This window comes from Bradyrhizobium sp. IC4059 (assembly GCF_020193615.1).
Classification (GTDB): Bacteria; Pseudomonadota; Alphaproteobacteria; order Rhizobiales; family Xanthobacteraceae; genus Bradyrhizobium; species Bradyrhizobium yuanmingense.
Window position 1 is genome coordinate 42,473 of record NZ_JADYVH010000010.1, and the last position, 22,795, is coordinate 65,267.

At 65.5% G+C, this 22,795-nt stretch carries 21 protein-coding genes and 1 pseudogene; 14 read left to right on the forward strand and 8 right to left on the reverse strand.

All coding sequences use genetic code 11. The features are described 5' to 3' along the window. Nucleotides 1-150: 150 nt before the first annotated feature. The gene (locus I6F12_RS27350; RefSeq protein ID WP_275970689.1) at nucleotides 151-882 is read left to right on the forward strand and encodes a superoxide dismutase; all 732 of its coding nucleotides are present in this window, start codon (nucleotides 151-153) and stop codon (nucleotides 880-882) included. 64 nt (nucleotides 883-946) lie between these two features. On the opposite strand, the gene katG is transcribed toward I6F12_RS27350, so the two are convergent. Continuing rightward, a complete protein-coding gene (katG, locus tag I6F12_RS27355) occupies nucleotides 947-3,121 on the reverse strand; it encodes a catalase/peroxidase HPI (protein ID WP_036009010.1) in 2,175 nt (724 codons plus the stop codon). A 112-nt stretch (nucleotides 3,122-3,233) separates the two neighbouring features. On the opposite strand from katG, the gene I6F12_RS27360 reads away from it, so the two are divergent. The 4 genes and pseudogenes from I6F12_RS27360 to I6F12_RS27375 all read left to right on the forward strand — a co-directional run bounded on the left by I6F12_RS27360 (nucleotide 3,234) and on the right by I6F12_RS27375 (nucleotide 6,139). Next, nucleotides 3,234-4,160: a hydrogen peroxide-inducible genes activator gene (locus I6F12_RS27360; RefSeq protein ID WP_225157642.1), complete on the forward strand. Its 927-nt coding sequence runs from the start codon at nucleotides 3,234-3,236 to the stop codon at nucleotides 4,158-4,160. 7 nt (nucleotides 4,161-4,167) lie between these two features. Further along, nucleotides 4,168-4,619 (forward strand): annotated as a pseudogene (locus I6F12_RS27365) (GNAT family N-acetyltransferase). Nucleotides 4,620-4,666: 47 nt separating this feature from the next. Further along, nucleotides 4,667-5,530 (forward strand): hypothetical protein, encoded by an 864-nt coding sequence (locus tag I6F12_RS27370; protein ID WP_225157643.1) that lies wholly within the window; start codon nucleotides 4,667-4,669, stop codon nucleotides 5,528-5,530. A gap of 12 nt (nucleotides 5,531-5,542) precedes the next feature. Beyond that, nucleotides 5,543-6,139 carry a glutathione S-transferase family protein gene (locus I6F12_RS27375; RefSeq protein ID WP_225128066.1) on the forward strand — a complete coding sequence of 199 codons (597 nt, stop codon included), beginning with the start codon at nucleotides 5,543-5,545 and terminating at the stop codon, nucleotides 6,137-6,139. A 130-nt stretch (nucleotides 6,140-6,269) separates the two neighbouring features. On the opposite strand, the gene fabI is transcribed toward I6F12_RS27375, so the two are convergent. From fabI to fabA, 3 genes are all read right to left on the reverse strand, one after another. Next, the gene (gene fabI, locus I6F12_RS27380; protein WP_036024482.1) at nucleotides 6,270-7,070 is read right to left on the reverse strand and encodes an enoyl-ACP reductase FabI; all 801 of its coding nucleotides are present in this window, start codon (nucleotides 7,068-7,070) and stop codon (nucleotides 6,270-6,272) included. A 136-nt stretch (nucleotides 7,071-7,206) separates the two neighbouring features. Continuing rightward, complete coding sequence (fabB, locus tag I6F12_RS27385) at nucleotides 7,207-8,430, reverse strand: beta-ketoacyl-ACP synthase I (RefSeq protein ID WP_036024480.1); 1,224 nt, start codon at nucleotides 8,428-8,430, stop codon at nucleotides 7,207-7,209. Between the two features lie 39 nt (nucleotides 8,431-8,469). Further along, a complete protein-coding gene (gene fabA, locus I6F12_RS27390; protein WP_036009034.1) occupies nucleotides 8,470-8,991 on the reverse strand; it encodes a bifunctional 3-hydroxydecanoyl-ACP dehydratase/trans-2-decenoyl-ACP isomerase in 522 nt (173 codons plus the stop codon). 348 nt (nucleotides 8,992-9,339) lie between these two features. On the opposite strand from fabA, the gene irrA reads away from it, so the two are divergent. Then, nucleotides 9,340-9,828, forward strand: coding sequence for an iron response transcriptional regulator IrrA (gene irrA / locus I6F12_RS27395; protein WP_036009037.1), 489 nt, complete (start codon nucleotides 9,340-9,342; stop codon nucleotides 9,826-9,828). Nucleotides 9,829-10,007: 179 nt separating this feature from the next. On the opposite strand, the gene I6F12_RS27400 is transcribed toward irrA, so the two are convergent. Continuing rightward, a complete protein-coding gene (locus I6F12_RS27400) occupies nucleotides 10,008-10,538 on the reverse strand; it encodes an SH3 domain-containing protein (RefSeq protein ID WP_036009040.1) in 531 nt (176 codons plus the stop codon). Nucleotides 10,539-10,860: 322 nt separating this feature from the next. Between I6F12_RS27400 and I6F12_RS27405 the strand changes: the two genes are divergently transcribed. Next, nucleotides 10,861-11,862, forward strand: a complete 1,002-nt coding sequence (locus I6F12_RS27405; protein WP_225157644.1) for a D-glycerate dehydrogenase — start codon at nucleotides 10,861-10,863, stop codon at nucleotides 11,860-11,862. Nucleotides 11,863-11,865: 3 nt separating this feature from the next. Here the strand turns inward: I6F12_RS27405 and I6F12_RS27410 are convergent, their stop codons facing one another. Then, nucleotides 11,866-12,777: a LysR family transcriptional regulator gene (locus I6F12_RS27410; protein ID WP_225157645.1), complete on the reverse strand. Its 912-nt coding sequence runs from the start codon at nucleotides 12,775-12,777 to the stop codon at nucleotides 11,866-11,868. A gap of 112 nt (nucleotides 12,778-12,889) precedes the next feature. On the opposite strand from I6F12_RS27410, the gene I6F12_RS27415 reads away from it, so the two are divergent. Continuing rightward, nucleotides 12,890-13,897, forward strand: coding sequence for an aldo/keto reductase (locus I6F12_RS27415; protein WP_225157646.1), 1,008 nt, complete (start codon nucleotides 12,890-12,892; stop codon nucleotides 13,895-13,897). Between the two features lie 9 nt (nucleotides 13,898-13,906). On the opposite strand, the gene moeB is transcribed toward I6F12_RS27415, so the two are convergent. Then, nucleotides 13,907-14,710 (reverse strand): molybdopterin-synthase adenylyltransferase MoeB, encoded by an 804-nt coding sequence (gene moeB, locus I6F12_RS27420; protein WP_225157647.1) that lies wholly within the window; start codon nucleotides 14,708-14,710, stop codon nucleotides 13,907-13,909. Nucleotides 14,711-14,816: 106 nt separating this feature from the next. On the opposite strand from moeB, the gene I6F12_RS27425 reads away from it, so the two are divergent. Continuing rightward, nucleotides 14,817-16,175 (forward strand): serine protease, encoded by a 1,359-nt coding sequence (locus I6F12_RS27425; protein WP_225157648.1) that lies wholly within the window; start codon nucleotides 14,817-14,819, stop codon nucleotides 16,173-16,175. 273 nt (nucleotides 16,176-16,448) lie between these two features. Beyond that, a complete protein-coding gene (locus I6F12_RS27430; RefSeq protein ID WP_225157649.1) occupies nucleotides 16,449-17,192 on the forward strand; it encodes a ParA family protein in 744 nt (247 codons plus the stop codon). 234 nt (nucleotides 17,193-17,426) lie between these two features. Here the strand turns inward: I6F12_RS27430 and mutM are convergent, their stop codons facing one another. Next, complete coding sequence (gene mutM / locus I6F12_RS27435) at nucleotides 17,427-18,308, reverse strand: bifunctional DNA-formamidopyrimidine glycosylase/DNA-(apurinic or apyrimidinic site) lyase (protein WP_036009051.1); 882 nt, start codon at nucleotides 18,306-18,308, stop codon at nucleotides 17,427-17,429. An 81-nt stretch (nucleotides 18,309-18,389) separates the two neighbouring features. Between mutM and ubiE the strand changes: the two genes are divergently transcribed. From ubiE to dut, 4 genes are read left to right on the forward strand one after another with little or no spacing between them, the layout of a single operon-like run. Next, the gene (gene ubiE / locus I6F12_RS27440; RefSeq protein ID WP_225142410.1) at nucleotides 18,390-19,151 is read left to right on the forward strand and encodes a bifunctional demethylmenaquinone methyltransferase/2-methoxy-6-polyprenyl-1,4-benzoquinol methylase UbiE; all 762 of its coding nucleotides are present in this window, start codon (nucleotides 18,390-18,392) and stop codon (nucleotides 19,149-19,151) included. Continuing rightward, nucleotides 19,148-20,722, forward strand: a complete 1,575-nt coding sequence (gene ubiB, locus I6F12_RS27445; protein WP_225142412.1) for a 2-polyprenylphenol 6-hydroxylase — start codon at nucleotides 19,148-19,150, stop codon at nucleotides 20,720-20,722. The genes ubiE and ubiB overlap by 4 nt, the downstream gene beginning before the upstream one ends. Nucleotides 20,723-20,778: 56 nt before the next feature. Next, nucleotides 20,779-22,221 (forward strand): bifunctional phosphopantothenoylcysteine decarboxylase/phosphopantothenate--cysteine ligase CoaBC, encoded by a 1,443-nt coding sequence (gene coaBC / locus I6F12_RS27450; RefSeq protein ID WP_225157650.1) that lies wholly within the window; start codon nucleotides 20,779-20,781, stop codon nucleotides 22,219-22,221. After that, nucleotides 22,218-22,676 carry a dUTP diphosphatase gene (gene dut, locus I6F12_RS27455; protein ID WP_225157651.1) on the forward strand — a complete coding sequence of 153 codons (459 nt, stop codon included), beginning with the start codon at nucleotides 22,218-22,220 and terminating at the stop codon, nucleotides 22,674-22,676. The genes coaBC and dut overlap by 4 nt, the downstream gene beginning before the upstream one ends. Nucleotides 22,677-22,795 lie beyond the last annotated feature (119 nt).

Here is a 22,795-nt window from a genome sequence, read left to right on the forward strand (position 1 = left end):
GCCGTTTGCTACCTGCTTCGTCGAACGCCATGCGCGATTCCGTCGCACCATCACAGCCACTTCGTTCGAAACCCGCAGTGGCTGCAACCGCGTATCTACGTCTACCGCCATACGCTTCACTCAGCGGATCGTCCCAGACAGGAGAACCAGATGTCATCCATATCCCGGCGCCGTCTCATGTTCGCAGCCACCGGCCTCGTTGCGGCCGCCGCTGCCCCGCGCTTGGCGTTTGCGCAGGCGGCCATGGCGCCCACAGGGCCGTTCAAACTCGATCCGCTGGCCTATCCGCCGAACGCGTTGGAACCGCATATCGATGCCAAGACGATGGAGATTCATCACGGCCGCCATCACCAGGCGTTCATTACCAACCTGAACAATTTCGCGAAGGACAATCCGCAGATCGCTGGAAAGCCGGTCGGCGAGGTGCTCGGCAATCTCGGCGCCGTACCCGACGCGATCCGCACCGGCGTCCGCAACAACATGGGAGGCCACGCCAACCACACGATGTTCTGGCAGATCATGGGACCGAACGGCGGCAAGCCGGAAGGCGCCCTGCTCGCCGCGATCGACAGCGATCTCGGTGGCATGGAGAAATTGCAAACGGACTTCAACGCTGCCGGCGGGCGCGTGTTCGGCTCGGGCTGGGTGTTCGTGACCGTCAGCAAGGACGGCAAGCTCGCAATCGAGACAAGGCCCAATCAGGACAATCCGATGATGGACGGCAAGCGGGCGCTGCTCGGCAACGACGTCTGGGAGCACGCCTACTATCTGAACTACCAGAACCGGCGCGCCGATTATCTCAAGGCATGGTGGAACACAGTGAACTGGAAGGCGGTGGGCGAGCGCTACGCTGCCGCGAAGGCCGGCATACTCGACGTGTAACGCCGATCCGGGATGATGAAAAAAGGGCGGCCTCTCGGCCGCCCTTTTGTTTGCGGGCCCCCGATCAGGATCGCGCCGCGATGTCGTAGCGGTCGAGGTTCATCACCTTGGTCCAGGCTTTCGCAAAGTCCTTCACGAACTTCTCCTTGGAGTCCGAGGTGGCATAGACCTCGGCGAAGGCGCGAAGCTGCGAGTGCGAGCCGAAGATCAGATCGACGCGCGTTGCGGTCCACTTGACGGTGTTGGTCTTGCGGTCGCGGCCTTCGTAGACGCCGTCCGCACCGGGCGGTGCCCACTGCGTGCTCATGTCGAGCAGGTTGACGAAATAGTCGTTGCTTAGCGTTCCCACCTTCGAGGTGAAGACGCCGTGCTTCAACCCGCCGGCATTGGCGCCGAGCACACGCAGGCCACCGACCAGCACCGTCATCTCCGGACCGGTCAGCCGCAGCAGCTGGGCGCGGTCGACGAGGGCCTCTTCGGGCTGCATGAACTGATGCCGCTTGCCGATGTAGTTGCGGAAGCCATCGGCTCGCGGCTCCAGCGGGGCGAAGGAGGCCGCATCGGTCTGCTCCTGCGAAGCATCCATGCGGCCCGGCGTGAAGCCGACCTTGACGTCGACGCCGGCATCCTTGGCAGCCTTCTCGACGGCGGCGGTGCCGCCGAGCACGATCAGGTCGGCGAGCGAGACCTTCTTGGCGCCGGATGAGGCGTTGAAGTCCTTCTGGATCGCTTCGAGCTTGCCGAGCACCTTGGCGAGCTGGGCCGGCTCGTTGACCTCCCAGTCCTTCTGCGGAGCAAGGCGGATGCGCGCACCGTTGGCGCCGCCGCGCTTGTCCGAGCCGCGGAACGTCGAGGCCGAGGCCCAGGCCGTCGAGACCAACTCCGGCACCGTCAGGCCCGAGGCCAGGATCTTCGACTTGAGGGCCGCGATGTCCTGCTCACTGACCAGCTCGTGGTTCACGGCCGGGATCGGATCCTGCCAGATCAGCGTCTCCTTCGGCACCAGCGGGCCGAGATAGCGCTGGATCGGACCCATGTCGCGATGGGTGAGCTTGAACCAGGCACGGGCGAAGGCGTCCGCGAACTGATCCGGGTTCTCCAGGAAGCGACGCGAGATCTTCTCATATGCGGGATCGAAGCGCAGCGAGAGGTCGGTCGTCAGCATGGTCGGCCGATGCTTCTTCGACGGATCGAACGCGTCCGGAATGATCGCTTCGGCGTTCTTGGCGGTCCATTGCTGAGCGCCGGCCGGGCTCTTCGTCAGCTCCCATTCGAAGTTGAAGAGATTTTCGAAGAAGTTGTTGCTCCACTTCGTCGGCGTCTTCGTCCAGGTCACTTCCAGACCGCTGGTGATGGAGTCGGCGGAGTGGCCCGCCCCATGCTTGCTCTTCCAGCCGAGGCCCTGGTCTTCAAGCGCACCGGCTTCCGGTTCTGGACCGACCAGCGAGGGATCGCCGGCGCCATGGGTCTTGCCGAAGCTGTGGCCGCCAGCGATCAGCGCGACGGTCTCCTCGTCGTTCATCGCCATGCGGGCGAAGGTCTCGCGGATGTCCTTGGCCGCGGCGACCGGATCCGGCTTGCCGTTCGGGCCTTCCGGATTGACGTAGATGAGGCCCATCTGCACCGCGCCGAGCGGCTCGGCGAGCTGGCGCTCGCCGCTATAGCGCTCATCACCGAGCCAGGTGCCTTCCGGACCCCAATAGAGCTCTTCCGGCTCCCAGACGTCGACGCGACCGCCGGCGAAACCAAAGGTCTTGAAGCCCATCGATTCGAGCGCGACGTTGCCGGCGAGCACCATCAGGTCGGCCCAGGAAATCTTCTGGCCGTATTTCTGCTTGATCGGCCAGAGCAGCCGGCGGGCCTTGTCGAGATTGGCGTTGTCGGGCCAGCTGTTGAGCGGGGCGAAACGCTGCTGACCGGCGCCGGCGCCACCGCGGCCGTCGGTGGTGCGATAGGTGCCGGCGCTGTGCCAGGCCATGCGGATCATGAGGCCGCCATAGTGGCCGAAGTCGGCCGGCCACCATTCCTGAGAATCCGTCATCAACGCGGTCAGGTCCTTGATGACCGCGTTCAGGTCGAGCGACTTGAACTCCTTGGCGTAATCGAAGTCCTTGTCCATCGGATCGGACTTGTCGGAATTCTTGTGCAGCACCTCGATGTTGAGCTGCGTCGGCCACCAATCGCGGTTTGAGCGCGTGGGTTTTCCGCCCGAAAACGGGCACTTCGAAGTGTCGTCCATGAATACCTCCTCTGGCGGCGTCGATCGCGCCCTTGACCAGGTAGAACCACTCTAAGCGTCGCGTCCTATCAGGGGAAGTTGACTTTAGTGATCGCTGCGATAGGATTTTCTGATGATAAACCTGACGCTGCGCCAGCTCCGGTATTTCGATGCGCTGGCGCGCCACGGCCATTTCGGCCGTGCCGCCGAGGCCTGCTCGATCTCGCAGCCGGCCCTGTCGATGCAAATCAAGGAATTGGAGGAGACGCTCGGCGGCCTGTTGCTGGAACGCAGCGCGCGCCAGGTCGCGCTGACCCGGTTCGGCGAGGAGCTGGCGCAACGGGTTCGCGACATCCTGCGCTCAGTCGACGAACTCGGCGATTTCGCGCGCGCTTCGCAGGACCGCTTCGCCGGCCGCCTGCGCATCGGCATGATCCCGACCATCGCGCCCTATTTGCTACCCAAGATCACCAAGAACCTCACGCGCATGCACCCGGAGCTCGACATCCGCGTGCGCGAGACCATGACGCCGCGGCTGATCCAGGAGCTGGTGGAGGGCCGGCTCGACACCGCCATCGTGGCGCTGCCGGTGTCGGAGCCCTCGCTCACCGAGGTAGCGCTGTTCGAGGAGAAGTTTCTGCTGGTGCGGCCGGGCGCCGATGAAGGCACGCCGGTGCCGTCGCGCGAGATGATGCGCGAGATGCGGCTTCTGCTGCTCGAGGAAGGGCACTGTTTCCGCGACCAGGCGCTCTCCTTCTGCAACATGCAGGCTGCGCCGCCGCGCGAGATGCTCGATGCGAACTCGCTATCGACGCTGGTGCAGATGGTCAGCGCCGGCATCGGCGTCACGTTGATCCCGGAGATGGCGGTGCCGGTGGAGACGCGCTCCGCCTCGGTCTCGCTGGCGCGCTTCCGCGACCCCGAGCCGTCGCGCACCATCGGCATGGTCTGGCGCAAGACCAGCCCGCTGGCGCGGCAGCTGCTGCAGATTTCCGAGGTGGTGTGCCTGTCGGCCGGCAAGGTGCGCGCCCGGCAATCCCTGCGCGGCCAGAAGGCTTGACCGGCTGATGTCGCATCCGGTCATCCGCCTCGCCCGCTCCGACGAATACGATGAGATCGGCCGCGTCTGGATGGAGAGCTGGGCCTCGACCGGGCTCGCCGAAGCCAGCGACTTCCTGCTGGCGAACTTGCGTGCGCGGATCAGGCGCGAGATCGAGAACGGCTGGAGCCTGTTCGTCGCCGACGATCGCGGCACGATCGCCGCGATGCTCGCGCTGCACCTGCCGAAGCTCTATCTCGACATGCTGTTCGTCGCGCCTGCCCATCAGGGCCGATCGCTCGGCCGGCAATTGCTCGCCTTCACGCGCACGCAAATGCCCGACGAGATCTATCTGCGCTGCGTCCGCGAGAACGAGAAGGCCTGGCGCTGGTCGTGTTCGAGAAGGAAGAGATCGAGCCGTCGAACGGGTTCGTGATGAAGTGTTACCGGTGGAAGCGGCAACGGCCAGGCGGCGGGTAGGACGAGCGGGTCTTCACCTTGCGGTTGTCATCGGCGCGCACTAGTAGATGTCTCTCGTCGATGAGAATATCCTGGAAGCCGCAACCCGCATCAGCCGTCCCATGTTTCGCATCTGCTTGACTACGATCTTTCTGTTAGGGCTCATCGCCGGCGCGGCGGCCCAATCCGCTCCATCGCCGACTCGGCCAGCCAAGAGCACCACGCCCAAAGCCGCCCCGAGCTCCAAACAGGCTGCCGCTGCGGATGCAGGACCGTGCGGGATTGGTCTCATTTCCGTCGTCGGCAACCGGTTCGGTGTTCAGCAGGTTGGCTTCACCATGTTTGGCAACGAGTACGTGCCCGTCGCGATCGATGGCTGGGGACTTGATGACATCGTCATGTCGCGGGTTCGCGCGGCCGCGGCCGGCAAATCTGTCAAGCGCCTCGCTTATTCACCGAGCGCCTGGGCGCAGGCCGGCGGATCCGGATCGCCGATGCTGAGACGAAACCAGGAGCGGCAGGAATTCGTTCAGCAGAGCGCGGCAGGCACCAAATGTCAGCTCTATGTCCTGGTCGAGAGATTTCAGAACGGCTTCAGCAACACGAATCAATCGGTCGAAGGATTTGGCATCGTGAAGTGGGGCAATCCCATCAAGCGACGCACTTTCCTGTTCGCGCTGACCTATATCACCGTGTACGGCGGACAGTCGTTCGAGGTCGTCAAGAAAGGCGCGGCGTCAACGGATGCCGAACCCATGATATCACGCTTGATCGGGATCAACCCGATCAGCGGCCCCAACAAGGAATTGGATGAGACGGCCTTTCCGGCGTCTGCCAACGAGGTGGCGGGCAACCAAGCGCTGCGCGATGGTGTCCGCACGCTGCTGACGACGAGTCTCGACAAAACGCTACCTCAGCTGCTCCAGCAATAAAGGTTCGCCGCCATGATCAAACTCTATTGGTCGCCCCGCTCGCGCTCGTTCACGACGCTCTGGCTGATGGAGGAGAGCGGCCTGCCCTATGAGCGCGTGCTGACCGACATCTCGACAGGCGCGCAGAAAGCGCCGGACTATCTGAAGATCAATCCGATGGGCAAGGTGCCGGCGCTGACCGACGGCGATGCCGCGCTCGCCGAAGCCGCGGCGATCTGCGCCTACATCGCCGACCGCTATCCCGAAACCAAGCTCGCGCCAGCCCTGACCGATCCGCGTCGGGCGCGCTACCTGCAATGGCTGTTCTTCTCGCCGGGCTGCATCGAGCCCGCCATTATCCAGATCTTCACCAAGATCGAGATCCCGACCTCGACCGCGGCGTGGGGCAGCGCGACGCAGGTGTTCGACGTGCTGGAGGCCGCGCTCGAGAAGGGCCCGTGGATTCTCGGCGGGGAATTTTCCGCAGCCGACGTCGTCATCGGCTCCGGCCTGAATTTCGCGGTGCGCCTGTTCAAGATGGTGCCGTCGCGCCCCGCGTTCGACGCCTACCTCGCGCGCTGCACGGCGCGCCCGGCGTTCCAGCGCGCGGAGAAGATCGCGGCGGGTTAAGCAAGCTCTCGTAGGGGAGGCAAAGCGAAGTAGCTGCAGTAGCCCGGATGGAGCGCAGCGCAATCCGGGGCAATCGCATCCGCGGATGAGCCTGTCCCGGATTTCGCTGCGCTCCATCCAGGCTACGAAGCTATTCCGATGACTTCAGATCATCCGGCCGCGGCATCAGGATGACGTTGTAGCCGGAATCCACATAATGGACCTCGCCGGTCACGCCGCCGGAGAGGTCCGACAGCAGATACAGCGCCGAGCCGCCGAGGTCGTCGAGCGTGACGCCGCGGCGCAGCGGCGAATGCTTCTGCATGAAGGCGAACATCGCCCGCGCCTCGCCGATGCCGGAGCCGGCGAGCGTGCGGATGGGGCCGGCGGAGATCGCGTTGACGCGGATGCCGCGCGGTCCGAAATCGGCGGCGAGATAGCGCACGGAGGCCTCCAGCGCCGCCTTGGCCACGCCCATCACGTTGTAGTTCGGCATCGCGCGCTCTGAGGCGCCGAAGGTCAGCGTGATCATGCTGCCCCCCTCCGTCATCAGCTCGGCGGCGCGCTTTGCGACTTCCGTAAACGAGAAGCAGGAGATCACCATGGTGCGCGAGAAATTCTCGCGGCTGGTGTCGGCATAGCGGCCCTTCAGCTCGTTCTTGTCGGCAAAGCCGATCGCGTGGATCACGAAGTCGAGCTTGCCCCACTTTTCGCGGAGCACCGCGAAGGTGGCATCGACGCTTGCGATGTCCTCGACGTCGCAAGGCAGCACCAGATCGACGCCGAGCTGCTCCGCCAGCGGCTTGACGCGCTTGCCGAGCGCCTCGCCCTGGAAGGTGAAGGCAAGCTCGGCGCCATGGGCATGAAGCGTCCGCGCCATGCCCCAGGCGATGGAATGATCATTGGCGATGCCCATGATCAGACCGCGCTTGCCTTTCATCAAACCTTCCATTGCCGCCATCGCTCCTATTTTCGACGTCATCGCCCGCGCAGGCGGGCGATCCAGTATTCCAGAGACCGTCGTGATAAATAGAGAAGCCGCGGCGTACTGGATGCCCCGCCTTCGCGGGGCATGACAAAGTCAGAGATCACGCATCCAGCCGGCTGAACACCAGCGTGGCGTTGGTGCCGCCGAAGCCGAAGGAGTTCGACAGCACGGTGCCGATCTTGGCGTTGTCGATGCGCTTGCGCACGATCGGCATGTCGGCGAACACGGGGTCGAGCTCCTGGATGTGCGCGCTCTCGCAGATGAAGCCGTTGTTCATCATCAGCAGCGAATAGATCGCTTCCTGCACGCCGGTGGCGCCGAGCGAATGGCCGGTCAGCGCCTTGGTCGCCGAGATCGGCGGGCACTTCTCGCCGACGCCGAACACTTTGCGGATCGCCTCGATCTCCGGCGGGTCCCCGGCCGGCGTCGAGGTCGCGTGCGGGTTGATGTAGTCGACCTTGGTCTTCACCGTCGACATCGCCATGCGCATGCAGCGCTCGGCGCCTTCGCCCGACGGCGCCACCATGTCGTGGCCATCAGAGGTCGCGCCATAGCCGACCACCTCGCCATAGATGCGCGCGCCGCGCGCCTTGGCATGCTCGAGCTCTTCCAGCACCAAGACGCCGGCGCCGCCAGCGATGACGAAGCCGTCGCGATTGAGATCGTAGGGACGCGAGGCCGTGGCCGGCGTGTCGTTGTACTTCGAGGACATCGCGCCCATGGCGTCGAACAGCACCGACAGTGACCAGTCCAGCTCCTCGCAGCCGCCGGCGAAGATGACGTCCTGCTTGCCGATCTGGATGGTCTCATAGGCATTGCCGACGCAATGGTTGGAGGTCGCGCAGGCCGATGAGATCGAATAGTTCACGCCCTTGATCTTGAACCAGGTCGCGAGCGTCGCGGACGCCGTGGAGGACATCGCCTTCGGCACCGCAAACGGGCCGACGCGCTTCGGTCCCTTGGAGCGGGTGATGTCGGCGGCTTCGACGATGGTGCGCGCCGAGGGGCCGCCGGAGCCCATGATGATGCCGGTACGGATGTTGGAGACCTCGTCGGGCGACAGGCCGGAATCCTGGATCGCCTGCTCCATCGCGATGTGATTCCACGCCGCGCCCTGGCCGAGGAAGCGCATCGCGCGGCGGTCGACCACCGTCGATGGATCGAGCGACGGCTCGCCTTGCACCTGCGAACGGAAGCCGAGCTCGGCATATTTCTCAGCCCGCGAAATGCCCGACTTCGCCTCGTGAAGGCTCGCAAGCACTTCCTGGGTGTTGTTTCCGATCGACGAGACGATGCCCATCCCGGTGACCACAACCCGCCTCATGACAGCCTCGCCTCAATCGTTGTCTTCTTAGTGATGCGCTCAGCCCAGGCTCGTGCCCTGCTTGAACAGGCCGACCTTCAGATCCTTGGCGCGATAGATAATCTGGTCATCGACCGAAAGCCACCCGTCGGCGATGCCGAGCACGAGCTTCGAACGCATCACGCGCTTGATATCGACGTTGTACACAACCTTGCGGGCGTCGGTCAGCACCTGGCCGCCGAACTTCAGTTCGCTCAGGCCAAGCGCCCGGCCGCGCCCTTCACCCCCGCTCCAGCCGAGGTAGAAGCCGACCATCTGCCACAGCGCATCGAGGCCGAGGCAGCCGGGCATGACCGGATCGTTCTTGAAATGGCAGCCGAAGAACCAGAGGTCGGGCTTCACGTCGAGCTCGGCGCGCACCAGACCCTTGCCGAACTCACCGCCATTGTCGTTGATGTCGGTGATGCGGTCGAACATCAGCATCGGCGGCAGCGGCAGCTGGGCGTTGCCTGGGCCGAACATCTCGCCGCGGGCACAAGCCAGCAGATCTTCATAGTCGTAACCGTTGCGCCTGTTCAGCATTCACGAGCCTCTGTTCAAATCCCGATTGAGCGGCGTTCCTGGCGAAAATGGGCCCGTCTCGATCGGACCGCCAATCGCCACCGCCGGCCGCGACTTGCGCAAGCTTCGCATGGATTGCCAACCGGGCCTCCATGCCCGGCTGCGCCAAAATCGGCTAAGCGGAACCGCGCGCTCTCTAACACAGGCCATTTCGGGTAGCAAAGCGCAGAGATGAAGGTAAAATGACGGGCTCCCCCAACCGGTTCCGAGCCTAATTAGAACGTCTCTAGTTGCGAGAAACTTGCATCTGCATCTTTCTCTTCTTATGTTACAGGGAGATATTGTTCACGCGTGCCCGAAATCTTGGAAATGAACGAGAATACCGCGTCCCAACACGACGACGACCATGCCGCGGCCCTCCTGTCCGGCCGCCAGCCGGCCCTGACCGGGTGTCCCTGGCACGACGTCAACGAAATGCTGCAGTCCGCGGGGTTGCGGCCGACGCGCCAGCGCATGGCGCTGGGCTGGCTGCTGTTCGGCAAGGGCGCACGCCACCTCACGGCTGAAATGCTCTACGAGGAAGCCACCCTCGCCAAGGTCCCGGTGTCGCTGGCGACCGTCTACAACACGCTGAACCAGCTCACCGATGCCGGCCTGCTGCGCCAGGTCAGCGTCGACGGCACGAAGACCTATTTCGACACCAACGTCACCACCCACCACCACTATTATCTCGAGAACAGCCACGAGCTGGTCGACATCGAGGATCCGCATCTGGCGCTGTCCAAGATGCCGGAGGTGCCCGAGGGCTACGAGATCTCCCGCATCGACATGGTCGTGCGCCTGCGCAAGAAGCGCTGAGCTAATCCTGCATCACTGATTTGGTCGTCATGGCCGGGCATAGCCGTCCAAAGGGACGGCGTCGCTTGCGCTCGCCTATGTCCCGGCCATCCACGTTTTGGGACTAGTCAGAAGAGCGTGGATGCCCGGGACAAGCCCGGGCATGACGTTGGGGCGGCAGATTGCTCCGCCGCCCGGCGTCAGTTGACCTGCTCGTCCGAATAGACGCCCCAGAGGCGCTCCTGCTGGATCCAGCCGTCGAAGCCATTGCCGATGACGCGGCACCAGCCTGCGGCGCATTTCTTGACCTGGGTGACGACGCCGGCCTGGAGCTTGGCCGCAACCGCGCTGTCGGGATCGGGCCGGTCATAGATCGGAGCGAGATCGTCCTTGTGCTTCATGGTGACGACCGCGGTGCGGCGGCCCGACAGCAGGGAATGATAGACCCAGCCCTCGGCGCCTTCGGAATCGCGCACCCGGCGCCAGTTCTCGAACTCGGCGGTAATTTCGACCGGCAGGCCGGCGCGGGTGTAGACCCAGGCGACGTCATTGTCCTTGGTCGGGCCGGCGCGGACGTTCACGTGATCCGATTTGAGGCTGACATAGCGCGGCACCGGCAAGCCGCTGGTGGTCTGCGGGGTATTGTCCTTCGCCGCATGCGAGGGCCCGACCGAGGCGCTCAACCAAGTGCAAACGAGCGCCATCACCCAACAAAAACGCCCCAACGCCATCAACCCGTCTCCTTCGAAGACCCGGCACACCGGGCCCTCACCCCAAATTCCAAAACCCTGCCGCGCCTGCCCCTTCTCCCCGCCCCACGCGGGTTCCAAGCCTTGAGCCGTGGTTCTTGTCTTGGCCCGGCCTTCTGCTAGAGAGAACGGGCACTTGAGCAACCAATTGGCCCCGATTTTCCGGCCGGAAATGTCGGGTGAGCTTGGAGGAAACGCCGGGGACGGACACGGCAAGGGCAGTGTCGAACAACCGGGTTAATGAGGCCTCAACGACCGGCCTTTGGCGACAGAGGCGGCCTGCGATGTCTCATGAGAGCAGGACATGTCGGTGAAGAAAAAGCCCCTCGTCGTGGTGACGCGCAAGCTGCCGGATTCGATCGAGACGCGGATGCGCGAGCTGTTCGACGCGCGGATCAATCTCGACGACACGCCGATGTCGCCCGAGCAGATCGCGGAAGCCGCCCGCACCGCCGACGTGCTGGTTCCGACCGTGACCGATCACATCAGCGCCGAGGTCGTGAACCAGCCCGACTGCAAGCTCCGCCTGATCGCCAATTTCGGCAATGGCGTCGACAATATCGACGTCCCAGCCGCCCATGCCCGCGGCATCACCGTCACCAACACGCCGAAGGTGCTGACCGAAGACACCGCCGACATGACCATGGCGCTGATCCTCGCGGTGCCCAGGCGCATGATCGAAGGCGCCTCGATCCTGACCGAAGGCAAGCCCTGGGCCGGCTGGTCGCCGACCTGGATGCTCGGTCACCGCATCGGAGGCAAACGCCTCGGCATCATCGGCATGGGCCGCATCGGCCAGGCGGTGGCGCGCCGCGCCCGCGCCTTCGGCCTGCAGATCCACTATCACAATCGCCGTCCCGTCGCCCCCGTGATCGCCGAGGAGCTAGGGGCGACCTATTGGGAAAGCCTCGACCAGATGCTGGCGCGGATGGACATCATCTCGGTGAACTGCCCGCACACGCCGGCGACCTATCACTTGCTCTCGGCGCGGCGGCTGAAGCTGATCCGCAAAGACGCCTATATCGTCAACACCGCGCGCGGCGAGGTCACCGACGAGGACACGCTGATCAAGCTGATCGAAGGCGGCGAGATCGGCGGCGCCGGCCTCGACGTCTACGAGCACGAGCCCGCGGTCAATCCGAAGCTGGTGCGGCTCGCCAGAGCCGGCAAGGTGACGCTGCTGCCGCATATGGGCTCGGCCACGATCGAAGGCCGCGTCGAGATGGGCGAGAAGGTGATCATCAACATCCGCACCTTCCTCGACGCCCACAAGCCGCCGGACCGCGTGCTGCCGAGCATGCTTTGAGGTTTACTTCCCGCGCCCTTCGCGCTTGCGCCAATCCGCAACGAAATCGATGAACGCGCGCAGCGCTGGCGGCGTCTGGCGCGGGCTCGGATAATACAGGAACGGGCCTGGAAACGGCTCGCACCATTCTTCCATCAGGCTGATCAGATCGCCCGACTTCACGGCATCGCCAACATAGCCGTCGAGCGTGGCCCAGATGCCGACGCCGTCGAGCGCGGCGCGCATCGCAAGATTCATATTGGTCGAGATCAGCTTCGCCGGCGGATCGACCTTCACCACCTGCCCGGCTCTCTCGAATTCCAGATCGTGCATGACGCCGCTCGAATAGCGTGCGCGGATGCAATCATGGTCGAGCAGGTCCTTCGGATGCTTCGGCCTGCCGCGCCGCGCGATGTAACCGGGCGAAGCGACCACGACGTAGCTCTGTGGGCCGCTCAGCGGGATCGCCACCATGTCCTGCGCGAGATGCTCGCCATAGCGCACGCCGGCGTCATAGCCCCCGCTCACGATGTCGACGAAGCCGCTTTCGCTGACGATGTCGAGATCGACCTGCGGATGGGCACTCAGGAACGGCCCGGCCAGCGGCGCCAGCACCAGATCGACCGCGGGCGGCGGCGCATTGATGCGCAGGGGGCCGGAGGCGACCTCGCGCAGGCCCCGGACCTGCTCCAGGGCATCACCGACATCGCGCAGCGCCGGGGCCACGCGCGAGAGCAACAGCTCACCCGCCTCGGTCAGCGCGACGCTGCGGGTCGTGCGGTTCATCAGGCGGACGCCGAGGCGTTCCTCCAGGTCCCGCAGCCGTTGGCTAAGGCTCGATACGGACACGCGAACTTCGACCGCCGCCCGCCGGAAATTGCGGGTGCGGGCAACCGCCACGAAGACATCGAGATCGCGCAAATCGGGCTCGGCCATTGTTCGTCAATGTGAACAAGGCGTTCTGGATTGTCCAGCTTATCAGCGCAATCGCTCTGGCTCATATCTGGCCTCGTGACGCGGCGCAGCCGCCTTTTCGAGGATGATCATCATGGAACAGCGCAAACTCGGTTCAACCGGCCCGACCGTCTCCACATTCGGCCTCGGCTGCATGGGCATGTCGGAGGTCTACGGCGCCGCCGATCGCGGCGAGGCCATCGCCACGGTGCACGCGGCGCTCGACGGCGGCATCACCCTGCTCGACACCGGCGATTTCTACGCCATGGGGCACAACGAGATGCTGTTGCGGGACGCGCTGAAGGACGTGCCGCGCGACAAAGTGCAGCTCAGCGTCAAGTACGGCGCGCTGCGCGGCCCCGCCGGTGAATTCGCGGGAATGGACACGAGGCCGGCGGCGACAAAGAACTTCCTCACCTATTCGCTGCAGCGCCTCGGCACCGACTATGTCGACATCTACCGTCCCGCGCGTCTCGATCCCAATGTGCCGATCGAGGAGACCATCGGCGGTCTCGCCGATCTCGTGAAGGCCGGTTATGTCAGGCATATCGGCCTGTCCGAGGTCGGCTCCGACACCATCCGCCGCGCGCATGCGGTGCATCCGATCGCCGATCTCCAGATCGAATATTCGCTGATCGAGCGCGGCATCGAACGCGATATCCTGAAGACCTGCCGCGAGCTCGGCATTGGCATCACCGCTTACGGCGTGCTCGCGCGCGGCCTGATCAGCGGTCACTGGTCGAAGGACTCAGGCAGGGCCGGCCGTGACTACCGGCTGATGACGCCGCGCTTCCAGGGTGCGAACCTCGATACCAATCTCGCGCTGGTGGAGCAGCTGCGCGCAATCGCGAACGAGATCGGCGCAACGCCGGCACAGGTTGCGATCGCCTGGGTCGCTGCACAGAACAACGCGATCGTGCCGCTGGTTGGCGCCCGCACCCGCAACCGCCTCAGCGAAGCGCTTGGCGCAACGAAGGTGACGCTGACGCCGGTGCATTTCGCGGCGCTGGCCAAGGCGTTCCCACCCAATATCGCGGCCGGCACGCGCTACCCGGCCGAGCATATGGCGCATCTCGACAGCGAGAAGCCGGCGACGGCGTAACCGCGGCGATCAGGTGCGATGGACGCTGAGATCCTCGAACACGGGCCCGTCGCCGTTGAGCGGATTGGCGGGATCGCGTGAATAGCGCAGCGTCTCGAAGCGCATCGCGCGCGCATCGATCATCAGGAGGCGGCCGACAAGGCCGTCGCCGAAGCCGACGATCTCGCGGATCGCCTCCAGCGCCATCATCGAGCCGAGCACGCCCGCCAATGCGCCCATGACGCCGGCTTCCGCACAGGCCGGCACGGTGCCTGGCGGCGGCGCTTCCGGAAACAGGCAGCGGTAGGTCGGGTTGAACTCGCCCTGCTCGCCCGTCTCATGCGCGCGGATGGTGGTCAGCGAGCCGTCGAAGGTGCCGAGCGCCGCTGATATCAGCGGCCGCTTGGCGAAGAAGCAGGCGTCGGAAACGAGATAGCGCGTCGAGAAATTGTCGGAGCCGTCGAGCACGAGGTCGTAATCGCCGATCAGGCTGAGCGCGTTATCCGCGTTGAGCCAGGTGGCGTGACCGATGAAGCGGACATGTGGGTTGAGCGCCGCGATCCGCTCGGCGGCACTCTCGACCTTGTGCCGGCCGATATCGGGCGTCGTATGGATCACCTGGCGCTGCAGGTTGGACAGCGACACCACGTCGTCGTCGACCACGCCGAGCGTGCCAACGCCGGCGGCGGCCAGATACATCAGCGCGGGCGCGCCGAGCCCGCCGGCGCCGATCACCAGCACCGAGGCGCGTTTCAGCGCCGCCTGGCCGGGGCCGCCGACGTCGCGCAACACGATGTGGCGGGCATAGCGTTCGAGTTCGTCCGGGCTAAGCACCTTCTCTTACTCCTGAACCGCACCGTCATTGTTCGCGACCAACGAGATGTGCTTCAATCGCATGCTTTTCAATGTTTTGGCGTTCAACGGGCTGGCTGGATTTGTCATGAGATCGATGCTTGCGGCAACACTGATGTTGGCGGCTGCCACGGGCGCGCACGCCCAGATGACGACGCCCCAAGTGCCAGGCGCCACCCCGAAGACGGTCCAGACCGTTCCGGTCAAGCCCCCTGCGATGCAGACGCCGTCCGCGACGGCCGATGCCATGGCCAAAGCCGAGCGGCTGGCCCTGCAGTCCGACCTCGCCTGGGTCGGACAATATAACGGCGCCATCACCGGCGACGTCAGCGAGCGCATGGTCAACGCCATCAAGGAGTACCAGAAGGCCAAGGGCGGCAAGCCGACCGGTGTGCTCAATCCGCAGGAGCGCACCGCGCTCACTGAGGCGGCACGCAAGAAGCAGGAGAGCGTCGGCTGGAAGATCGTGACGGAGCCGACCAGCGGCGCCCGGCTCGGCATTCCCGGCAAGCTGGTGCCGCAGCAGGCAAGCGACGCCAACGGCTCGAAATGGACCTCGCCGACAGGGACGGTGCAGGTGGTTCTCAGCCGCCGCAAGGAAGTGAGCCCGACCTCGGCCAAGCTCGCCGATCTCGAGAAGGAGCCGTCCGGCCGCAAGGTCGATTACACCGTGGTGAAGCCGGATTTCTTCGTGCTGTCGGGCTTGCAGGGCCAGAAGAAGTTCTACGTCCGCGGCACCTTCAAGGGTGACGAGGTCCGCACCATGACGATCCTCTACGACCAGGCGACAGAGAATACGGTCGAGCCGGTCGTGATCGCGATGTCGAGCGCGTTCAACGCGTTTCCGTCGGGACCGCTGGCCGGGCCGCCGCCGCGCAAGACCGTTGAATACGGCACCGGCATCGTCGTCAGCGAGGACGGCGCGATCGTCACCGACCGCCTCGTCACCGACGGCTGCCTTGCGATCACGATCGCCGGCCATGGCAGCGCCGACCGCCTCGCCGAGGACAAGGAGCACGATCTCGCGCTGCTGCGCATCTACGGCGCGCGCGGGCTGAAACCGCTCGGCCTCGCCAGCGGGGCCGCGAAGACCAATGTCGATGTCGTCGGCATCGCCGATCCGCAAAGCCAGGGCGGCGCGGCCGCGGTGTCGAGCCTCAAGGCTGCGCTGACGCCGGCGACGAGCGGCAATTCCGCGCTCGCGCCGCCGCCGGCGGTCGGCTTCTCCGGCAGCCCAGCGGTCGACGCCGACGGCAAGTTCGCCGGCATCGCGCTGCTGAAGCCGGCGGTGGTCGCGGGACCCGCGACGTCGGTGCCGGCATCACAGGCGATGATGGTCTCTGCCGAGACGGTGCGCGGGTTTCTCAAGGCGAAGGGCGTCAGCCCGAATGGCACGTCGACGGACGCCAAAGCCGCCGTCGTGCGCGTGATCTGCGTGCGCAAGTAGGTCTCGTGCCCCTGGACGCGTTGCAGCGCTTGCGCTGCCGCGCAGAGCCGGGGCACGGCCGTGCGGGCCACCTTACGTACGATTACGGAGCCGGTAATGGTACGGATTCGCTGGCATTCGCGATTCCGCCATCATCGTTGCCGTTGATTCGGACCTCCGCGATCCCCTTTGGATCGGGCCGGCACGTCCTGAGCGAGAAGCGCTCAGCATCCAGAAGCGATGCACGTTCGCGTGGCGTATCCCTGACCCAGCACTCCAAAGGATTGACCTTCAATGCACACGATCGTACTGGCCACCCAAAAGGGCGGCAGCGGCAAGAGCACGCTCGCCATCGGCCTCGCCTTGGCCGCCAAGCAGGCCGGCTTCACCGTCCGCCTGATCGAGACCGACCCGCAGGGCACCCTCTCCAACTGGCAGCGCCGCCGCTTGACCGACGATCTCGTCGTCGAGCCGATCTATCACGCCGCCGATATCGCGCCGCGTCTCAAGATGCTCGCCGACAGCGGCCTCCAGCTCGCGATCGTCGACACCGCCGCCGGCCTCAGCGCCGCCACCACCGCCGCGATCCGCCATTCCGACCTCTGCCTGATCCCGGCCCGTCCCAGCGTCGCCGACATCGAGGCGACCGTCTCGACGCTCAGCGTCGCCCGCGCCTGGAAGCGGCCTTACAGCTTCGTGCTCAACCAGACGCCGATCCGCGGACAGCGCATCGACAACGCCGCGACCGCGCTCGCCGAGGAAGCCGCGCTCGATCTTGCCGAGGTGCTCGCGCGTCCGCTGATCGTGATGCGCAACGATCACCAGGACGCGCTTGCGAGCGGCCTTGCCGTGAGTGAATTCGCGCCGAACGGCAAATCGGCGGACGAGATCCGCGGCCTCTGGCGCTGGATCGAGACCCGGCTCGAGCTCGAAGCCACCACCAATGTCCTGATCGACCAGGTCATCTTGGCTGCGCACGGCATGCTGCAGATCGCTGCGGAACAGGCGGCGGACGAGACCACGGCACTGGCGTCCTGAGCGGGGCGATCGCTCGGACGACAGTCGGGCTCTTCGCCATCCGGTGAACGGGCCCAAGCGACGAAGCAGTTCGGCCACCAGCCCGGCCGGATTGCTTCGCCTCGTGCGTTGTAGCGAGGGCTCCCGTAGCCTGGATGAAGCGAAGCGCAATCCAGGAAGGTCTCTCCGCGGAGAGGCCGGCCCCGGATTACGCTGCGCTCCATCCGGGCTACGACGCTGCGGCAATCCCGACGGTCACTTTTGACATTTCGCGCACCAGAACGTCGAACGACCGTTCTGCACGAACCGCTTGATCGTGCCGCCGCAGCGCGGCGTCGTGCATTTTTCGCCTTCGCGGTCATAGACCCTGAACGAATGCTGGAAATAGCCGAGCTCGCCCGAGGTCTGGCGATGGTCGCGCAAGCTGGAGCCGCCGGCCTTGATCGCATCGTTCAGCACGGTGTGGATCGCGCCGACCAAGCGCTGCGCATGATCCGTCGGCTCGCCCTTCCTGGTGGATAGCGTCGCAGCAATGCGCCGCGGCGACAGATGCGAGCGGTGCAGCGCCTCGCAGACATAGATGTTGCCGAGCCCGGCCACCACGCGCTGGTCGAGCAGCGCGGCCTTCAGGCTCGTGGTCTTGCCTTGGCAGGAGCGCGCCAGCATCGCGGCGTCGAATTCGTTGCCGAGCGGCTCGGGGCCGAGCCCGCGCAGCAGCGGCTCGTCTTCGAGCGCGCCACGCGCAATCACTTTCATGTATCCGAAGCGGCGCGGATCGTTGAAGACGATGTCGGCGCCCGAGGACATCCGAAACAACACGTGGTCGTGGGCGGAATCCTTGGCCTTCGGATAGTGAAACTCGCCGGGCTGAGCCTCGTTGTCCGGCTTGATGACGCGGAACGAGCCCGACATGCCCAGATGCATCAAGAGCACGTCGCCGGAGGCGAGATCGGCCATGAGATATTTTGCACGGCGCCCGAGGCCCGTGACGACCTGCCCCTTGAGCCGGGCCACGAAGTCGGGCTGGAACGGAAAGCGCAAATCTGGCCGGCGGGCCTCCGCGTCGAGGATTTTCGCGCCCTCCATCACGGGCTGAAGACCGCGGCGGACGGTCTCGACTTCGGGCAATTCAGGCATGGTCGGGCATTCACCTTATGAAGGCGGTGTGATAGCGCCATTGCGGCGGGCGGGCTATGGTCCGCCGAGTGGAGTAGAGTAATGGATCGGCCGGGCGAAACCACGCATTTTGGCTTCAGGGACGTTCCCCTCGGGGACAAGCAGACGCTGGTGAACGATGTGTTTCGCAGCGTGGCGTCGCGCTATGACCTGATGAACGATTTGATGTCCGGTGGCCTGCACCGGGTCTGGAAGGACATCATGATCACCGCGCTAGATCCGCCGAGGGGCGACCGGCCGTTCGCGCTGCTTGACGTCGCCGGCGGCACCGGCGACATCTCGTTCCGCGCCGCCAAGGCCGCCGGCCCCGGCTTCCACGCCACGGTGTGCGACATCAATGCGGACATGCTGGCCGTGGGGCGCGAACGCGCCGCCAAGCGTCATCTGGACACCCAGGTCGATTTCGTCGAAGGCAATGCCGAATCGCTCGGCTTCGCCGATCGCAGCTTCGATGCCTATACGATCGCTTTCGGCATCCGCAACGTGCCCCGGATCGACCTTGCGCTGCGCGAGGCCTATCGCGTGCTGAGACCCGGCAGCCGCTTCCTGTGCCTGGAATTCTCCACTGTCGAGATGCCCGGCCTCGACAAGCTCTATGATCTGTTCTCGTTCAAGGTGATCCCGCCGCTCGGGCGCATGGTCACGGGCGACGCCGAATCGTACCAGTATCTCGTCGAGTCCATCCGCAGATTTCCAAAGCCGGCCGCCTTCGCCGACATGATCCGCGAGGCCGGCTTTGCCCGCGTCAGCTGGCAGACACTCTCCGGCGGCATCGTCGCACTGCATTCGGGCTGGCGTTTGTGATCTCTGCCGTCACCCACATTGCGCGCCTGATCCGCGCCGCGTTCGTCTTTGCGCACGAAGGCGTGTTCGGCGCGGTCGATCCGAGCCTGGTGCCGCCGCCGGGACAGCTCGCGCTGAAGCTGGCGCGCATCATCGAGCGCCGTGGCGCCAAGCAGGGACCGCGGATCTCGCGCGCGCTGACGCGGATGGGCCCGGCCTATCTCAAGCTCGGCCAGTTCCTGGCCACGCGCCCCGACGTGGTCGGCGTCATCATGGCGCGCGACCTCGAAAGCCTGCAGGACCGCCTGCCGCCGTTTCCGCAGCAGGAAGCCGAGGCCACGATCGCGACCTCGCTGGAACGGCCGCTGACGGACATCTTCGTGAGCTTCGGCCCGCCGGTCGCGGCGGCCTCGATCGCGCAAGTGCATCGCGGCGAGGTGGTGCGCGACGGCATCCGCAAGTCCGTCGCGATCAAGGTTCTGAGACCCAACGTCGCCGCGCGCTTCCGCCGCGATCTCTCCGATTTCTTCTACGTCGCGCACAAGGCTGAGGCTTATTCGGCCGAGGCGCGGCGCCTGCGCCTGATCGAGGTCATCAACACCATGTCGCGCTCGGTCGCGATGGAGATGGACCTACGGTTAGAGGCTGCCGCCTTGTCGGAGATGGCGGAGAACACGCGCGACGATCCCGATTTTCGCGTGCCCGCCGTCGACTGGGACCGCACCACGCACAACGTGCTGACGATGGAATGGATCGACGGCATCGCGCTGAACGATCACAAGCGCCTCGCCGAGGCGCGGGTCGACCTGCCCGATCTCGGCCGCAAGGTGATCCAGAGCTTCCTGCGCCACGCGCTGCGCGACGGCTTCTTCCACGCCGACATGCATCCGGGCAATCTGTTCCTGGATGACGCCGGCCGCCTCGTCGCGGTCGATTTCGGCATCATGGGCCGGCTCGGCATGAAGGAGCGGCGCTTCCTCGCCGAGATCCTGCTCGGCTTCATCACCCGCGATTATCGCCGCGTGGCCGAGGTGCATTTCGAGGCCGGCTATGTGCCCGCGCATCATTCGGTCGAGAATTTTGCCCAAGCCATCCGCGCCATCGGCGAGCCGATCCACAACCGCACGGCGGAAGAGATCTCGATGGCGCGGCTGCTCACGCTGCTGCTCGAGGTCACCGGCCTGTTCGATATGACGACGCGGCCCGAGCTGATCCTGCTGCAGAAGACCATGGTGGTGGTCGAGGGCGTGGCGCGCGGCTTCGATCCCAAGCTCGACATCTGGCGAATCGCCGACCCCGTGGTGCGCGAATGGATCGAGCGCAACCTCGGACCGATCGGCCGCATCGAGGGCGCCCTCACAGGGACCGGGGACATCGCGCGGGTCTTGATGCGCCTGCCTGAGATCGCCGAGCGGTCGGTGAAGGTGCTCGAGCAGCTCGAGACCATGACGCGGGAGGGCATCAGGCTTTCGCCGGAGAGCATCGCGGCGATGGGACGCAGCGAGGGCCGCAAGAACCGCTGGCGCACCGTGGCGCTCTGGATCATCGCCGCGACCTTCATCGGGATTCTGATCGCCGTCCGAAATCTGTGATTGCACTGCAATCACTGGAGTGATAGCATCGCTATCATTCCGTGCCGGAGGGCGTCATGGCAAGCCTGACCATCCGCAAGCTCGACGACGCCGTCAAAACCTATTTGCGGCTGCGCTCGGCCAAGAACCACAGGTCGGTCGAAGAGGAGGTCCGGGTCATCCTGCGGGAGCTGATCGAGGGCCGCGAGGAGCCGCTGACGCCGTTTGCGGTGCCCTCCGCCGCCCCGACGCCGCAGCGCAGCGGCGCCGTTCCCGAGGTCAGCGTCACCCTGATCATCGGCGGCGGGATCGCGGCCTATAAGTCGCTCGACCTGATCCGCAGGCTGAAGGAGCGCCGCATCGAGGTCCGCTGCGTGCTGACCAAGGCGGCGCAGCAATTCGTGACGCCGCTGGCCGCGAGCGCCCTGTCGCATGAGCGCGTCTATACCGACCTGTTCGACCCGCAGAGCGAGTTCGATGCCGGCCATATACGCCTCGCGCGCGACTGCGACCTGATCGTGGTGGCGCCGGCCACGGCCGACCTGATGGCGAAGATGGCGAACGGCCATGCCGACGACCTCGCCAGCGCCATCCTGCTCGCGACCAACCGCAAGGTGCTGCTGGCGCCGGCGATGAATCCGCTGATGTGGAGCAACGCGGCGACGCGCCGCAACGTCGCCCAGCTCCAGCGCGACGGCGTTGTGCTGATTGGCCCGAATGCGGGCGAGATGGCCGAGGCCGGCGAAGCCGGAACGGGCCGCATGTCGGAAGCCATCGAGATCGCCAATGCCGCCGAGCGCCTGCTGCGGCCGCCGACGCCGAAGCCGCTCGCGGGCACGCGCGTGCTGATCACCGCCGGTCCCACCCATGAGGCGATCGACCCGGTGCGCTATATCGCTAACCGTTCCTCCGGCAAGCAGGGCTTTGCCATTGCCGCCGCTGCACAGGCCGCGGGCGCCGAGGTTACTCTGGTGAGCGGTCCGGTCGACCTCGACGATCCCCCGGGCGTGACGGTGAAGCATGTCGAATCGGCGCGGCAGATGCTGGAGCAGGTCAAGGCCGCGCTTCCCACCGACGTCGCGATCTTCGCCGCCGCAGTCGCCGACTGGCGCGTCGCCAATGAAGGCGAGCAGAAGCTGAAGAAAACCGCGGGCGGCATGCCGCCGCTGCAATTGGTCGAGAACCCCGACATTCTCGCCACCATCTCCAAGCTCGCCGACAAGCGCCCGAGGCTCGTGATCGGCTTTGCCGCCGAGACCGAGCACCTCATCGACAACGCCAAAGCAAAATTCGCCCGCAAGGGCTGCGACTGGATCGTCGCCAACGACGTCTCGCCCGCCACCGGCGTGATGGGCGGCGACCGCAACACGGTCCACCTGCTCAGCCGCAAGACCGGTGCGCCGGACGGCGAGATTGCAGTTGATTCCTGGCCGGCGATGACCAAGGAACAGGTCGCGATCGAACTGGTCGCGCAGATCGCGAAGAGCGTGACCGGCAAATCCCTGGAGTCCGCATCTTGAGCACGAAGGTGACCGTCGAGCTGCAACGCCTCGCCCACGCTGAGGGCCTGCCGCTGCCGGCCTATCAGACCAGCGAGGCCGCCGGCCTCGATCTGATGGCCGCGGTGCCGGACAACGAGCCCATGACGCTCGCACCAGGCCAATACGCGCTGGTGCCGACGGGCCTTGCCATCGCCTTGCCGCCGGGACACGAGGCGCAGGTGCGGCCGCGTTCGGGGCTGGCGGCCAAGCACGGCGTCACCGTGCTGAATTCGCCAGGCACGATCGATGCGGACTACCGCGGCGAGATCAAGGTGATCCTGATCAATCACGGCACCGCGCCCTTCGTGATCAAGCGCGGCGAGCGCATCGCCCAGATGGTGATCGCGCCGGTGCTGCAGGCCGCGCTGGTTCCCGTCGCCACATTGTCGTCGACCGACCGCGGCGCCGGCGGTTTTGGTTCGACCGGGCGCTAACCCAAGACAACTCCAGCCGAATCATCCTCAGAATCACGCGCCTTGGAACCGCGCGGCCCGCATTTTTTTGGGGCCGCCTTTGCGTTCACGATCTGGACTCTTACCGGCGGAGTCGCGGT

What these genes read in the sequence shown, in the direction of transcription:
- I6F12_RS27400 (WP_036009040.1), bottom strand. Translation starts at nt 10,538, where the DNA reads ATGGCGTTGGGGCGTTTTTGTTGGGTGATGGCGCTCGTTTGCACTTGG.
- I6F12_RS27350 (WP_275970689.1), top strand. Translation starts at nt 151, where the DNA reads ATGTCATCCATATCCCGGCGCCGTCTCATGTTCGCAGCCACCGGCCTC.
- I6F12_RS27410 (WP_225157645.1), bottom strand. Translation starts at nt 12,777, where the DNA reads ATGGCCGAGCCCGATTTGCGCGATCTCGATGTCTTCGTGGCGGTTGCC.
- I6F12_RS27425 (WP_225157648.1), top strand. Translation starts at nt 14,817, where the DNA reads ATGAGATCGATGCTTGCGGCAACACTGATGTTGGCGGCTGCCACGGGC.
- fabB (WP_036024480.1), bottom strand. Translation starts at nt 8,430, where the DNA reads ATGAGGCGGGTTGTGGTCACCGGGATGGGCATCGTCTCGTCGATCGGA.
- coaBC (WP_225157650.1), top strand. Translation starts at nt 20,779, where the DNA reads ATGGCAAGCCTGACCATCCGCAAGCTCGACGACGCCGTCAAAACCTAT.
- I6F12_RS27360 (WP_225157642.1), top strand. Translation starts at nt 3,234, where the DNA reads ATGATAAACCTGACGCTGCGCCAGCTCCGGTATTTCGATGCGCTGGCG.
- I6F12_RS27405 (WP_225157644.1), top strand. Translation starts at nt 10,861, where the DNA reads ATGTCGGTGAAGAAAAAGCCCCTCGTCGTGGTGACGCGCAAGCTGCCG.
- I6F12_RS27415 (WP_225157646.1), top strand. Translation starts at nt 12,890, where the DNA reads ATGGAACAGCGCAAACTCGGTTCAACCGGCCCGACCGTCTCCACATTC.
- fabI (WP_036024482.1), bottom strand. Translation starts at nt 7,070, where the DNA reads ATGGAAGGTTTGATGAAAGGCAAGCGCGGTCTGATCATGGGCATCGCC.
- mutM (WP_036009051.1), bottom strand. Translation starts at nt 18,308, where the DNA reads ATGCCTGAATTGCCCGAAGTCGAGACCGTCCGCCGCGGTCTTCAGCCC.
- I6F12_RS27370 (WP_225157643.1), top strand. Translation starts at nt 4,667, where the DNA reads ATGTCTCTCGTCGATGAGAATATCCTGGAAGCCGCAACCCGCATCAGC.
- katG (WP_036009010.1), bottom strand. Translation starts at nt 3,121, where the DNA reads ATGGACGACACTTCGAAGTGCCCGTTTTCGGGCGGAAAACCCACGCGC.
- I6F12_RS27430 (WP_225157649.1), top strand. Translation starts at nt 16,449, where the DNA reads ATGCACACGATCGTACTGGCCACCCAAAAGGGCGGCAGCGGCAAGAGC.
- irrA (WP_036009037.1), top strand. Translation starts at nt 9,340, where the DNA reads ATGAACGAGAATACCGCGTCCCAACACGACGACGACCATGCCGCGGCC.
- I6F12_RS27375 (WP_225128066.1), top strand. Translation starts at nt 5,543, where the DNA reads ATGATCAAACTCTATTGGTCGCCCCGCTCGCGCTCGTTCACGACGCTC.
- fabA (WP_036009034.1), bottom strand. Translation starts at nt 8,991, where the DNA reads ATGCTGAACAGGCGCAACGGTTACGACTATGAAGATCTGCTGGCTTGT.
- ubiE (WP_225142410.1), top strand. Translation starts at nt 18,390, where the DNA reads ATGGATCGGCCGGGCGAAACCACGCATTTTGGCTTCAGGGACGTTCCC.